Source organism: Rhodobacter maris (assembly GCF_900217815.1).
GTDB classification, from domain to species: Bacteria; Pseudomonadota; Alphaproteobacteria; order Rhodobacterales; family Rhodobacteraceae; genus Rhodobacter; species Rhodobacter maris.
On record NZ_OBMT01000003.1, the window covers coordinates 186,110 to 197,909 of the forward strand.

Sequence of the window (11,800 nt, forward strand, 5' to 3'; positions counted from 1 at the left end):
CATGCGTGACAAACCCATCCTGATCGTGGGCGGTGGCCCGGCGGGGCTTTCAGCGGCCCATGCGGTCGTGGCCTCCGGGCGGCAGGCGGTGCTGGTGGACAAGGCCGACCGGCTTGGCGGGGCACCGATTTTGCAAGGCTATGCAAAGCTCGTGCCGAGCCACGAATGGGCGAAGGATGCGATTGGCGCAATGGTGCGCCGGGTGGAGCAGAACAAATCTGTCACTGTTTACACCGGCGCGCAGGTGCAAAGCTTCACCGGCGATCCGGGCGCTTTCACGGCCACGCTGAAGGATGGCACCAGGATCGCCGCCGATGCCGCGATCCTCGCCACTGGCTTCACCCATTTTGACAGCCTCAACAAACCTGAATGGGGGTTTGGCACCTATCCCGACGTGGTGACGACGGTGCAGGTCGAGCAGATGATCTCTTCGGGCAAGGGCATCCGCTGCCCCTCCGATGGCCGGGTGCCGGAGCGGGTGGCGATCCTCCTGTGCGTCGGCTCGCGCGACCGCCAGATTGGCCGCGAATGGTGCTCGAAGATCTGCTGCACCGTTTCAGCAAACATGGCGATGGAAATTCGGGAGCTCTCGCCCCAGACCAATGTCTATATCTATTACATGGATATCCGCACCTTCGGCCTTTACGAGGGCGAGTTCTACTGGAAAAGCCAGGAGGAGGCGCGGGTCAAATATATCAAGGCGCGCATCGCCGAGGTCACCTCGGACGGCAAGCGGCTGGTGGTGAAGGGCGAGGATACGCTCGTCAAACGGCCAATCACCATCCCCTTCGACATGGTCGTCCATGCGATCGGCATGGACCCGAATGTCGACAACATGACGCTCGCCTCGGTCTTCGGCGTGAAGCTCTCGGGCTATGGCTATATCGAGAAGGCCGCCGCCTATGTCACCACGGGCCAGACCTCGCGGCCCGGGGTCTATGTGGCGGGGGCGGCCGCCGGGCCGGAAACGATTGACGATTCCATCGCACAGGGGCAGGCGGCCGCAATCGCGGCGCTCTCGCTTGCGGGTGTCGGCGTCGCCGAGGCGGCGGAGTGATGCGCGGGCGCGCAACACCACCCGGGCCTGTGCTCGATCTTTCGGGCGACCGGTTGCGCCGGGCGATGGCAGATCTTGCCGCCTCGGCGGAGCCCACCGGCGGCGTGAACCGCTATCTGACGGCGCTGCATCTGAAATCTGCGCTGTTCAAAGAGGTTTTGGGGCAGGGCGCGACGGGGCTCAGCGAGACCGAGTTTTTGGACCTCGTCGCGTTCATGGCCCCGGTGCGCCGCCGCATCGGCCCGGTGATCGCGCGCCTCGGTGTTGAGGAGCTGGGCCGAAGGATCGAGGCGCTTTTGCACGGCGAAGGCGGGGTTGACGCGCGTCTGGCCCGCTTCATTGCGGCTTTCCCGAACGGCAAGGAAATGCGCTGGGTGCGCGACCTCGGCGCGGAGCTTTTGCACTTCACCCAGCCCTCGGTGCCGCTGATGGCGCGCTGGGTCTGGGATGCGCGGGTCTCCACCGGCGTGCTGCGCGAGATCTGGCATGCGGCGGATGTCGATATGGCAGAGATTTCCGTGCCCGACGACCTCGCCACCTTCACCACACTCTATGCCGAGTTGGAGGGTTTTCTGGAGGGCGAGGGGGTCTGGCGCGACCGGATCTGGATGGTCGATCTGCTGATGGCCCATATCTACGCGGGTTATATCAACGACCGCGGCGGGCAATATCTGCGCTCTGATTTTACGCAGGATGTCGATCCGATGCTGCACACGCGGCGCATGCTCGGGCTTGATGCCGTTGATACCGAGACCGGCCGCACGAGGCTGCGCCTGATCGACGGCAGCGCGCATGAATTTGGGGGCGGACGTGCCGCCCGCCTGGACGTGACGACGGCCGAGGCCACCCCGGAGGACGCAAATGCCGATCCATGAAAAGACCCTGATCCGGCCCGAGAACCTTGTCACGCACGAGAGCCTCGTGATCGACGGGATGGATGTCTCGGGCCACTGGTCGACCTTCATCAAGCCGCGCACGATCACCGATTACAACGAGGCGATGCAAGAGGAGATCTCGGCGCTGCCGGGGGGTGAGAACATCCATCGCTGCTGGCAATGCGGCTCTTGCACCAATGCCTGCACGATCAATGCCGTGAACCCGGAGTTCAATCCGCGCTACTGGATTTACCTGATCCGCCAAGGCCTTGAAGAGGAACTCCTGCGCGACAAGGAGATCATCTGGCAATGCGTGAGCTGCAACAGATGCACCTATGCCTGCCCGCGCGATGTGGTGCCCGAAGCGGTGATGAAGGCGACCGCGCATTGGCTCGAACTGAAGGGCCATACCGGCGAGAGCCCGTCGTCCGTCTTTGATCGCGGCTTCACCGACAACGTGCTTGCCTCCGGCAAGATCGAGGAGGGCCATGTGCTGCGGATCTTTTTCTGGCGCACCGGCCAGCCGCTCGCGCCGCCCTGGCTGCGCGATCTGATCCTGGGGCTCGCGAAGAAATTGCCCGTTTTCTACCTGTTCAACCTGCTCTGGACCGCCGTGTTCCGCCCGCGCACCCGCGACTGGGGCAAGACCGGCGCCGCGATCGAGGAGTATGTGCGCGAGCGCCATGCCGAGCAGGCGGCAGCGCTCGGGCTTTCCGGCGAAAGGAGGCACTGATGGCGAAGGACATGGAACGGCCCAAATCGCTCAAGCAAGTGGCCTATTATCCGGGCTGCGCGCTGGAGGGCACGGGGCATGCCTACAACCGCTCGACGAAGGCGGTGGGCAAGGCGCTCGGGCTTGATCTTGTCGAGGTGAAGGACTGGAACTGCTGCGGCGCGATGGAGGTGAAGAATATCGACCCGCAGGTGCAGACCTACCTTTCCGCGCGCAATCTCGCGAAGACCGAGGAGATGGGGTTCGACGTGGTGATGGCGCCCTGCAACGGTTGCTATCACAATCTGAAAAAAGCCGAATACGATCTGGCCCACAACCGTCAGGCGGTCGAGGCGAATGCGCGGATCGCGGGCAAGGCGGGGCATCACGCCTATCAGCCCGGCGGGGTGGAGACGATCCACGCGCTCGACTGGATCAAGCGCGCGGTGGGCGAGGAGGAGCTGGCGCGGCGCACGGCCGGCAAGCTGAAGGGCATGAAGATCGCCAATTACTATGGCTGCATGTATACCCGCCCGCGCCATATCTTTCCGCAAAACGACCGCGGCGGGGAGAGCGAGTCGAGCTACAAGCCGCATTTCATGGATGACCTGCTCGCCGCGGCCGGGGCGGAGAATGTCGATTTTCCGCTCAAAACCGCCTGCTGCGGCGGCGCGCATGCGATGTCGGATGCCGATACCTCGACCGAGCTGGTGTTGAACATCCTGACCACCGCCGAGGCCTGCGGCGCAGAGGTGATCGCCACCGAATGCCCGACCTGCCATACCTCTCTCGAGATCCACCAGCTGCGCGCGGAAAAGCTTCTGGGCCGCAAGACCACGGTGAAGATCCTCTATTTCACCCAGCTTCTCGGCCTCGCGCTCGGGCTCTCGCAGCGCAAGGTCGGCGTGCAGGAAAACATGGCCGACCCGCGCGGCTATCTCAAGGCACGGGGGCTGGGGTGATGGGGGTCTTTCCTGCAATCATCGCCGCGATCGATGCCGGGCTCGAAGGGCGCGAAGACCTGCCCGGGCTCGACCGGCTTCTGTCGATGGCGGAGGAAGTGCTGGTGGCCTGGCTTGTCGCGCAGGGCCAGCCGGTGCCGCGCGACGAGGTGGAGGGGTTCTGGCTTCTGGGCCTGCACCGGCAGGGGGCGCGGGCGAACCCGTCTTTCAACGCCTGCCGCGAGACCTGCCGCGAAATAGTGTTTCGCCGCAACGTCGCGCTGCTTTACCCTGACGAGGCCGACCATGCGCACAAGCTGATGGCGATGGTGGTGAAACATCTGGCCCTCTTCGTCGGTGGGAAGCTGGAGCAGACGGGGTTGGGCGAATTCTGTTGTTCAGCACGGCCGCTGCATGTGGCCGAGGCGGATTGAGGAGGAGGACAAGATGCCGATCGTGCGTGGATGCAGCCTGCCCGACGAGCTTTTCTACGATGTGCCCAACAATCTGTGGTATCGCGCCGAGGCGGACGGCAGCTACACCGTGGGGATGACGATGATCGCCACCGCCATGGCCGGGGCGCTGGTCGCCTTTACCGCCAAGAAGGTGGGCAAGACGATCGATGCGGGCAAATCGGTCGCCACGGTGGAAAGCGGCAAATGGGTCGGCCCGGCGAAGCTCGGCTTTGCCGCCGAGATCGTGGCGGTGAACGACGAGCTCACACAAAGCCCGAAGCTCGCCAATACCGATACCTACGGCGCGGGCTGGATGGTGCGGGTGAAGCCCGTCGACCCGGCGGCGGCAAGCGCGGTTCTGGTGCCCGGCTCGGGCGTGGCCGCGCCCTATGAGGCCAAGATGGAAGCCGACAATTTCGCCGGCTGCGCCGCCTGAATGATGGAATGTCTCCTCTCGGGCGGTCCGCCCGGGAGGGCGTGAAACGGGGGCGGGGAGGCCTCGAGAGCCGGCTGACTGTGGCGGCCGGGCCAGGCAGGCATTCTCGCGCTCAAGGGAGGGAGCATGACGGAAAACAACGCGAAATCCATGTCGATCATCGTCACCAAGGGCACGCTCGATTGGGCTTATCCACCCTTCATCCTCGCCACGACCGCGGCGGCGATGGGGCTTGAGGTGACGATGTTCTTCACCTTCTACGGGCTGACTTTGCTCAAGAAGAAGCTCGATCTGAAGATCAACCCGCTCGGCAATGCGGCGATGGAGATGCCGGTTGCCGGCATGCATATGGCAATGCCCAACCTGATTGCCGCGATGCCCGGCGCCACCGCGCTCAGCACCACGATGATGAAGGAGATGTTGAAGAAAAAGGGCGTCGCCTCGATCGAGGAGCTGCGCGAGATGGCGATTGAGGCGGATGTGAAGATCATCGCCTGCCAGATGACGATGGATCTGTTTGAATACAACAAATCCGACATGATCGAGGGGCTCGAACTGGGCGGCGCCGCCACCTGGGTCGATGCTGCCACGCGCTGTGACATCAATCTTTACATCTGAGGGAGAGAGACAATATGGCCGACCAGGTGCTGGATGCAAAAGGGCTCAGTTGCCCGCTGCCGATTCTGCGCACGAAGAAGGCGATCAAGGAGATGAGCACCGGGCAGGTGCTCGAGATCCAGGTGACGGACCCGGGCGCGGTGGCGGATTTCGAGGCCTTCTGCCGCACCACCGGCAACGAGATGCTGGCGCAGCGCAGCGAGGGCGGCACGCTGATTTTCGAGATCAGGGTGAGCTGATCTCAGCGGAACAGCAGGAAGGGGACGCGGCAGGCCCGCATTGTGGCCGTGGTGGTTGAGCCGATGAAAAGCGAGCGGATGCGGGAATGGCCGTAGGCGCCCATCACCAGCATGTCGTAGCCCCGTTCCTCGACCATCCGTCCCAGCACCCCTTCGGGCTGGCCCTGCAAAAGCGTGGTCTCCGCGACGATCCCGGCGGCGGCGAGCATCGCTTTCGCATCGGAAAGGCGTTTTTCGACCGCAGGCGCTTCGATGTCGATCGCCACGAGATGCACCTCGAGCCCGGCAAACAGCGGGCTGCGGGAGATGTGATCGACGGCCTTGAGTGCCGAAACCCCGCCATCATGGGCCACAAGGACGCGCCCGATCGGATGGAAGGCGCGGTTGTCCACCAGCACCGGCACCCGGCAGGAGCGCGAGATCCGCTCCAGATTGGCGCCCAGATGCTCCATCGCCTGATCGGCATCCTCGCCGCGTTTGCCGAGCACCACGACCCGCGCCTGCGACTCATATTCGGCGACGATCGAGAGCAGATCGCCCTGCCGCAATTCAGTTGTCACATCGGAGACGCCCGCGGCTTCGAGCAGCGCCTTGGCATCGTCGAGCAGCGCGCGCCCCTGCACGCCCATCAGCCGGGCGCGCTGCGCATCGAGGGCGGAAAGCTCCTCCATCACGCCCGAGCGACGGCCAAGCGGCGCGGGCGCCCCCACCTCGGGCGGCACCACGCCATTGGCGCGCAGCACATGCACCACAATCACCGGCGCGCCGGTCGCCCGCGCAATCCAGGCCGCATGGTCGCACACGCTCGTGGCATAGATCGAGCCATCGACGAAAGCGATGATCTTTTCGCTCATGAGACCTCCCCGGTCGCGTTCAGAGCCTTGTCACATTGGCGATTACACCCGTTTCGGACGCCTCACAAGCGGGCTGCCGAGGCGTCCTTAAAGGCGGCCGCAGCGGCTCAGAAATCGAGCCGCGCATCTGCCGGTTCTTCGGCGAAATAATCATGGTTCTGTTGCAAAATCCGGTCGATCTGCTCCTTGATCCGGCTCAGATGCGCGCGCATCGCGGCTGCGGCCGCCTCGGGCTCGCGGCCCCGCAACGCGCCGAGGATCGCCACATGGTCATCCCACGCAGTGCGCGAGGCGAAGGAGAGCGAGAGCATCCGCACCCGGTCCATATGCCCCTTGTTCTCGGCGATCAGCTCCCAGGTGAAGGCAAGATTCGCCCGCGCGCAGATCTCGCGGTGGAAAGCGTCGTCGAGGCGGTGGAACGCAGGGCGGTCGTCGGCCTTGATCGCCCGGTCCTGCGCCTCGATGATTGCGGCCAAAGCGTCAAGATCGGCTTCGCACAGCCGCGGCGCGGCGGTGCGGATCGTCTCCACTTCGAGCGCGGTGCGGATGAAGCGCGCGCGCATCACAGCAGCCGCCGAGATCAGGGTGACGGTGGTGGCGCGCTGTGGGCGGATCAGCAGAAAACCGAGTTTTGACAAGCGGTAAAAGGCATCGCGCACGGGTTGGCGGGAGACCCCCATCGCCTTTGCTACCTCCACCTCGGAGATCTTCGCGCCGGGCTTCAGCTCAAGCGAGAGCACCTGCCGATAGAGCTCGGCATAGATCTGATCCGCCACGGTCATGGGCGCGAAATCGAGCTTGGGCAGATGCAATACCTGGGTCATGTCCATCCTCATTGACGGAGCGGTTATACTAGCATATTAGTTTATCAAGGTGGTTCCGTCCACCGTTTGAATATCAAGAGAATGGGGGAGGAACCATGGCTCTGCTGGACGCTGACCGCCTGTTTCCGGTCGAGGAACGGGTGCGGGGCTTGGCCCGGGCGCTTTATGACACCGTCAAGGATGCGCCGATCGTCTCGCCTCATGGCCATACCGATCCGCGCTGGTTTGCCGAGAATGCGGCCTTCCCCGACCCCGCCCAGCTCTTTGTGACGCCGGACCACTACGTGTTCCGCATGCTGCACAGCCAGGGCGTGCGCCTTGAAAGCCTCGGTGTGCCGCGCGCCGATGGCGGGCCGGTGGAAACCGATGGCCGCACGATCTGGCGTCGCTTTGCCGAGCATTTCCACCTGTTGCGCGCCACCCCCTCGCGGATCTGGCTCGACCATGCGTTCGAGACCGTGTTCGGGCTCACCGAGCGGCTTTCGGCCAAGACCGCCGATGCCTCTTACGATCATATCGCCGAATGCCTTGCGCGCCCCGAGTTCCGCCCGCGCGCCCTGTTCGAGCGCTTCAACATCGACGTGATCGCCTCCACCGAAAGCCCGCTCGATGAGCTGAAATGGCACCGGATGATCCGCGAAAGCGGCTGGGGCGGGCGCGTGATCACCGCTTATCGCCCCGACCCGGTGGTGGACCCCGATTTTGGCGGGTTTGTGAATAATGTCGAGCAGTTCTGCGGGCTTGCCGGGGAAGACCCGGCAAGCTACGCGGGCTACCTCGCCGCGCACCGCAACCGGCGCGCCTATTTCAAGACGTTCGGCGCCACGTCGAGCGACCACGGCCACCCGACGGCCACCACTCACAACTTCAGCCCGGCGGAAGCGGCAGCGCTTTACGATCGGGTCCTGTCGGGCAAGGCCGATGCCGCGGAGCGCGAGGCGTTCCGCGGACAGATGCTGACGGAAATGGCGAAGATGTCGCTTGACGACGGGCTGGTGATGCAGATCCACCCCGGCGCCTTCCGCAACCACTCGGGCCCGGTGCTTGACCGCTTTGGCCGCGACAAGGGCTATGACATCCCCTCGCGCACCGATTACGTCACCGCGCTCAAGCCGCTTCTCGATGCGGTGGGCGAGGAAACCGGGCTGACGGTGATCCTGTTTACCCTCGATGAAACCACCTATGCGCGCGAACTGGCGCCGCTTGCGGGCGTATATCCCTGCCTGCGGCTTGGCCCGCCGTGGTGGTTCCATGACAGTTTCGAGGGCATGTGGCGGTTCCGCCAGATGACCACGGAAACCGCGGGCCTTTATAACACCGTCGGCTTCAACGACGACACCCGCGCCTTCTGCTCGATCCCCGCGCGTCACGATGTGGCCCGGCGGGTCGATGCGGCCTTCCTCGCCACGCTGGTCGCCACCGGGCGGCTTTGCGAGGACGAAGCTTTCGAGGTCATGCCCGACCTCGCTCACCGGCTTGCCCGGCAAGCCTACCGGCTCTGAGCCAACTCATGGGAGGAGAAAAACCATGAAACATCTGACGACCCTCGCGGCGCTTCTCGCGGGTGTGGCCTTCGCGGGGGCTGCTGGCGCCTGTGACACCACGCTGCGCGCCTCTGACACCCACCCGGATGGCTATCCGACCGTCGAGGCGGTGAAGGCCATGGCGCAGGAGGTCGAGGCGGCCACCAACGGGCGCGTCTGCATCGAGATGTTCCCCTCCGCCCAGCTCGGCGAGGAAAAGGACACGATCGAGCAGACCCAGTTCGGCGTCATCGACCTCGTGCGCGCCTCGTTTGGCACCTTCAACGATATCGTGCCGGAAACCCAGCTCTTCTCGCTGCCCTATCTGTTCCGCTCGACCGAACACATGCATGATGTTCTTGACGGTCCGATCGGTGCCGAAGTGGGCGAGGCTTTCGCGCAGCACGATCTCATTGCGCTCGCCTATTACGACGGCGGCTCGCGCAGCTTCTACAATGCGAAGCACCCGATCAATTCGATCGCGGATCTCAAGGGGATGAAGTTCCGCGTGATCCCGAACGATGTCTTCGTCGACATGATGTCGGCACTGGGTGCCAATGCCACGCCGATGCCCTATGGCGAGGTCTATTCCGCGATCCAGACCGGCGTGATCGACGGGGCCGAGAACAACTGGCCCTCCTACGACAGCTCGGGCCATTACGAAGTCGCCAAATACTACACGCTCGACCAGCACCTGATGGTGCCCGAAGTGGTGGCGATGTCGAAGAAAACCTGGGAAGGTCTTTCGCCCGAGGATCAGGCGGCAGTGAAAGCGGCGGCGCTGAAATCGACCCAGATCGAACGCGATCTCTGGGCGGCACAGGAAAAGGCTTCGGAAGAAAAGGTGAAGGCGGCGGGTTCGGAGATCGTCTCCGAGATCGACAAGGCGCCCTTCATCGAGGCGATGAAGCCGGTCTACGAGAAATACGTGACCACGCCCGAAGCCAAGGATCTCGTGCAACGGATCCAGGACACCCAATAAGGGAAAGCGCGGCCCCGGCCTGAAGGCCGGGCCGCCATTGCTCGCGATCCGGTCGTCCGCCCGCGCGCCCGCGGCGCGGTCGACCCTTTCACGCCTCGGGAGCCTTCCGCGAATGCGCGATTTCATGGAACGACTTGCCCTCGCCACGGGGCTCCTGGCACGTGCCGGGCTGTGGTTTTCCGGTATCGGACTGGTGCTGATGACAGCCTTCGTCTTCGCCCAGGTCTTTTACCGCTATGTGCTTGGCACAAGCCTCTTCTGGGCGGAGCCTGCCGCCGTGATGCTGATGGGCTGGTTCATCTTTCTGGGCGCCGCCGTCGGCATCCGCGAGGGCTACCACCTCAGCTTCGACGTGCTGCTCTACGTGCTCCCCGAAAAAGTGCGGCTCACTCTTTTCACGGTGTCCGATCTGGTGATCTGCGGCTTCGCTGTCGGCATGACAAAATATGGATGGGAACTGGCGATCAAGACGGCCAGCACCACGATGCCCGGCCTCGGCATATCGGGTGCCTTCAACTTCCTGCCGCTTGTGGGCGGGGGGGTGCTGCTCATCCTGTTCTGCATCGAGCGGATCCTGCGCCGCGCTGTCGGTCTGCCGACCTCGCGCTTTGGCGACGATCACGAGCCTCTCCCTACTGCGAATGACGCCCCGGCGGCAAAGGAGCGCTGACATGGAACTCTGGATTCTTTTCGGCACGTTCGTCGGGCTTTTGCTGATCGGCACGCCTGTCGCCTTCTGCCTCGGCATCGCGTCCTTCGCGACCGTGCTCTATCTTGGCCTGCCGCCGGTGGTGGTGTTCCAGCGTCTCAACTCGGGCGTGTCGGTCTTCGCGCTGATGGCGATCCCGTTCTTCATCTATGCCGGCGACCTGATGGTGCGCGGCGACATCGCCCGGCGCCTCGTGGCGCTGGCGGGGGCGCTTGTGGGCCATATCCGCGGCGGGCTGGGGCAGGTGAACATCCTTGCCTCGGTGATGTTCGGCGGCGTTTCCGGCTCGGCCGCGGCCGATGCCTCCGCGGTCGGCGGGCTGATGGTGCCGCAGATGCGCGAGCGCGGCTATGGCGCGGATTACGCGGTCAACATCACCGTTGTCGGCGCGATCATCGCGCTGATGCTGCCGCCGAGCCACAACATGATCATCTATTCGATCTCGGCGGGCGGCAAGATCTCGATTGCCGATCTCTTCACCGCAGGTATCGTGCCGGGCCTGATCCTCGCGCTCTCGCTGATGGTGGCGGCCTGGTTCGTGGCGAAGCGCCGCGGCTATCCGACCGAGGCCTTCCCGGGCCGCAAGGCGCTGGGGCGGCTCTTCCTCAATGCCGTGCCCGGCCTGATCATGATCCTGATCATCTTCGGGGGCGTGCGCTCGGGTATCTTCACCGCGTCAGAAAGCTCCAATATCGCGGTTGTCTATGCGCTCGTTGTGACCGTGTTCCTCTACCGCACGATGACGTTTTCGGAGTTCGTCGAGGCGACCAAGGGCGCGGTGCGCACCACCGCGATGGTGCTGATGGTGATCGGTTGCGCGGCGGCCTTTGGCTGGCTGCTCGCCTTTGAAAAGGTTCCGACGCGGCTGATTTCGGCGCTGCAGGATTTTTCCGACAATCCGATCGTGATCCTGCTCCTGATCAACGTGCTGCTTCTCGTGCTGGGCACTTTCATGGACATGTCGCCGCTGATCGTGATCTGCACGCCGATCTTTTTGCCGGTGGCTCAGGCCTTTGGCGTCGATCCGGTGCATTTCGGCGTGATCCTCGTGCTCAACCTCGGCATCGGGCTCTGCACGCCGCCGGTGGGGGCCGTGCTCTTTGTCGGTTGCGCGGTGGGCAAGGTGCCGATCGCGGCCGTGATGAAGTCGATCTGGCCGTTCTATTTCGCCGCTTTCGGAACGCTGATGCTGGTCACCTATATTCCGGCGCTCTCGCTCTGGCTGCCCGGCGTGTTCCACTGAGGAGATCATCATGCGCGCTTCCCCCTCCGCCTATCCCGTCGTCGAGACCGGCCCCGGTGCCACCCGTCAGGTGCTCAGCGAGGCGCCCGAACTGATGGTGGTGCGCTTCGCCTTCGAAGCGGGGGCGGAGGGGCTTCTCCACAGCCATCCGCATGTGCAATCCACCTACTGCCTCTCCGGGCGGTTCCGTTTCGAGCTTTCGGGCGAGACCTTCGAGGTCGCCCCGGGCGACAGCTTCACCATCCCCTCGGGGGCGGTGCATGGCTGTCTTTGCCTCGAGCCGGGCGTGCTGATCGACAGTTTCGCCCCCCGCCGCGACGATTTTCTGTGAA

At 64.2% G+C, this 11,800-nt stretch carries 15 protein-coding genes; 13 read left to right on the top strand and 2 right to left on the bottom strand.

Annotated features, from left to right (window positions below):
* Position 1 precedes the first annotated feature (1 nt).
* From CRO22_RS06895 to CRO22_RS06930, 8 genes are all read left to right on the top strand, one after another.
* A complete protein-coding gene (locus CRO22_RS06895) occupies positions 2-1,057 on the top strand; it encodes an FAD-dependent oxidoreductase (RefSeq protein ID WP_097069393.1) in 1,056 nt (351 codons plus the stop codon).
* On the top strand, positions 1,057-1,932 hold the full coding sequence (locus CRO22_RS06900; protein WP_097069394.1) for a hypothetical protein: 876 nt from the start codon (positions 1,057-1,059) through the stop codon (positions 1,930-1,932). Before CRO22_RS06895 ends, CRO22_RS06900 begins: the two co-directional genes overlap by 1 nt.
* Positions 1,919-2,665, top strand: a complete 747-nt coding sequence (locus tag CRO22_RS06905) for a 4Fe-4S dicluster domain-containing protein (RefSeq protein WP_097069395.1) — start codon at positions 1,919-1,921, stop codon at positions 2,663-2,665. Before CRO22_RS06900 ends, CRO22_RS06905 begins: the two co-directional genes overlap by 14 nt.
* Positions 2,665-3,606 (top strand): CoB--CoM heterodisulfide reductase iron-sulfur subunit B family protein, encoded by a 942-nt coding sequence (locus CRO22_RS06910; RefSeq protein WP_245860906.1) that lies wholly within the window; start codon positions 2,665-2,667, stop codon positions 3,604-3,606. Before CRO22_RS06905 ends, CRO22_RS06910 begins: the two co-directional genes overlap by 1 nt.
* Positions 3,606-4,019 (top strand): hypothetical protein, encoded by a 414-nt coding sequence (locus CRO22_RS06915; RefSeq protein WP_097069396.1) that lies wholly within the window; start codon positions 3,606-3,608, stop codon positions 4,017-4,019. The genes CRO22_RS06910 and CRO22_RS06915 overlap by 1 nt, the downstream gene beginning before the upstream one ends.
* A gap of 13 nt (positions 4,020-4,032) precedes the next feature.
* Positions 4,033-4,476: a glycine cleavage system protein H gene (locus CRO22_RS06920; protein WP_097069397.1), complete on the top strand. Its 444-nt coding sequence runs from the start codon at positions 4,033-4,035 to the stop codon at positions 4,474-4,476.
* A gap of 126 nt (positions 4,477-4,602) precedes the next feature.
* On the top strand, positions 4,603-5,094 hold the full coding sequence (gene dsrE2 / locus CRO22_RS06925; RefSeq protein WP_097069398.1) for a sulfur carrier protein DsrE2: 492 nt from the start codon (positions 4,603-4,605) through the stop codon (positions 5,092-5,094).
* A gap of 14 nt (positions 5,095-5,108) precedes the next feature.
* Complete coding sequence (locus CRO22_RS06930) at positions 5,109-5,333, top strand: sulfurtransferase TusA family protein (protein WP_097069399.1); 225 nt, start codon at positions 5,109-5,111, stop codon at positions 5,331-5,333.
* Between the two features lie 2 nt (positions 5,334-5,335).
* Here CRO22_RS06930 and CRO22_RS06935 read toward each other — a convergent pair whose 3' ends face one another.
* Together CRO22_RS06935 and CRO22_RS06940 are read right to left on the bottom strand one after the other, a co-directional pair.
* Positions 5,336-6,187, bottom strand: coding sequence for a universal stress protein (locus CRO22_RS06935; protein WP_097069400.1), 852 nt, complete (start codon positions 6,185-6,187; stop codon positions 5,336-5,338).
* 107 nt (positions 6,188-6,294) lie between these two features.
* Positions 6,295-7,011 carry a GntR family transcriptional regulator gene (locus CRO22_RS06940; RefSeq protein ID WP_097069401.1) on the bottom strand — a complete coding sequence of 239 codons (717 nt, stop codon included), beginning with the start codon at positions 7,009-7,011 and terminating at the stop codon, positions 6,295-6,297.
* Positions 7,012-7,106: 95 nt separating this feature from the next.
* Here CRO22_RS06940 and uxaC point away from each other — a divergent pair, with 95 nt between their 5' ends.
* The 5 genes from uxaC to CRO22_RS06965 all read left to right on the top strand — a co-directional run bounded on the left by uxaC (position 7,107) and on the right by CRO22_RS06965 (position 11,799).
* On the top strand, positions 7,107-8,513 hold the full coding sequence (gene uxaC, locus CRO22_RS06945) for a glucuronate isomerase (RefSeq protein ID WP_097069402.1): 1,407 nt from the start codon (positions 7,107-7,109) through the stop codon (positions 8,511-8,513).
* A gap of 25 nt (positions 8,514-8,538) precedes the next feature.
* The gene (locus tag CRO22_RS06950; protein WP_097069403.1) at positions 8,539-9,516 is read left to right on the top strand and encodes a TRAP transporter substrate-binding protein; all 978 of its coding nucleotides are present in this window, start codon (positions 8,539-8,541) and stop codon (positions 9,514-9,516) included.
* A gap of 124 nt (positions 9,517-9,640) precedes the next feature.
* On the top strand, positions 9,641-10,186 hold the full coding sequence (locus CRO22_RS06955) for a TRAP transporter small permease (protein WP_245860907.1): 546 nt from the start codon (positions 9,641-9,643) through the stop codon (positions 10,184-10,186).
* Between the two features lies 1 nt (position 10,187).
* The gene (locus tag CRO22_RS06960) at positions 10,188-11,468 is read left to right on the top strand and encodes a TRAP transporter large permease (protein WP_097069405.1); all 1,281 of its coding nucleotides are present in this window, start codon (positions 10,188-10,190) and stop codon (positions 11,466-11,468) included.
* A 10-nt stretch (positions 11,469-11,478) separates the two neighbouring features.
* Positions 11,479-11,799 carry a cupin domain-containing protein gene (locus CRO22_RS06965; protein WP_097069406.1) on the top strand — a complete coding sequence of 107 codons (321 nt, stop codon included), beginning with the start codon at positions 11,479-11,481 and terminating at the stop codon, positions 11,797-11,799.
* Position 11,800: the final 1 nt, after the last annotated feature.

Coding starts and splice junctions, on each gene's coding strand:
- CRO22_RS06895 (WP_097069393.1), top strand. CDS start 2: ATGCGTGACAAACCCATCCTGATCGTGGGCGGTGGCCCGGCGGGGCTT.
- CRO22_RS06900 (WP_097069394.1), top strand. CDS start 1,057: ATGCGCGGGCGCGCAACACCACCCGGGCCTGTGCTCGATCTTTCGGGC.
- CRO22_RS06905 (WP_097069395.1), top strand. CDS start 1,919: ATGCCGATCCATGAAAAGACCCTGATCCGGCCCGAGAACCTTGTCACG.
- CRO22_RS06910 (WP_245860906.1), top strand. CDS start 2,665: ATGGCGAAGGACATGGAACGGCCCAAATCGCTCAAGCAAGTGGCCTAT.
- CRO22_RS06915 (WP_097069396.1), top strand. CDS start 3,606: ATGGGGGTCTTTCCTGCAATCATCGCCGCGATCGATGCCGGGCTCGAA.
- CRO22_RS06920 (WP_097069397.1), top strand. CDS start 4,033: ATGCCGATCGTGCGTGGATGCAGCCTGCCCGACGAGCTTTTCTACGAT.
- dsrE2 (WP_097069398.1), top strand. CDS start 4,603: ATGACGGAAAACAACGCGAAATCCATGTCGATCATCGTCACCAAGGGC.
- CRO22_RS06930 (WP_097069399.1), top strand. CDS start 5,109: ATGGCCGACCAGGTGCTGGATGCAAAAGGGCTCAGTTGCCCGCTGCCG.
- CRO22_RS06935 (WP_097069400.1), bottom strand. CDS start 6,187: ATGAGCGAAAAGATCATCGCTTTCGTCGATGGCTCGATCTATGCCACG.
- CRO22_RS06940 (WP_097069401.1), bottom strand. CDS start 7,011: ATGACCCAGGTATTGCATCTGCCCAAGCTCGATTTCGCGCCCATGACC.
- uxaC (WP_097069402.1), top strand. CDS start 7,107: ATGGCTCTGCTGGACGCTGACCGCCTGTTTCCGGTCGAGGAACGGGTG.
- CRO22_RS06950 (WP_097069403.1), top strand. CDS start 8,539: ATGAAACATCTGACGACCCTCGCGGCGCTTCTCGCGGGTGTGGCCTTC.
- CRO22_RS06955 (WP_245860907.1), top strand. CDS start 9,641: ATGGAACGACTTGCCCTCGCCACGGGGCTCCTGGCACGTGCCGGGCTG.
- CRO22_RS06960 (WP_097069405.1), top strand. CDS start 10,188: ATGGAACTCTGGATTCTTTTCGGCACGTTCGTCGGGCTTTTGCTGATC.
- CRO22_RS06965 (WP_097069406.1), top strand. CDS start 11,479: ATGCGCGCTTCCCCCTCCGCCTATCCCGTCGTCGAGACCGGCCCCGGT.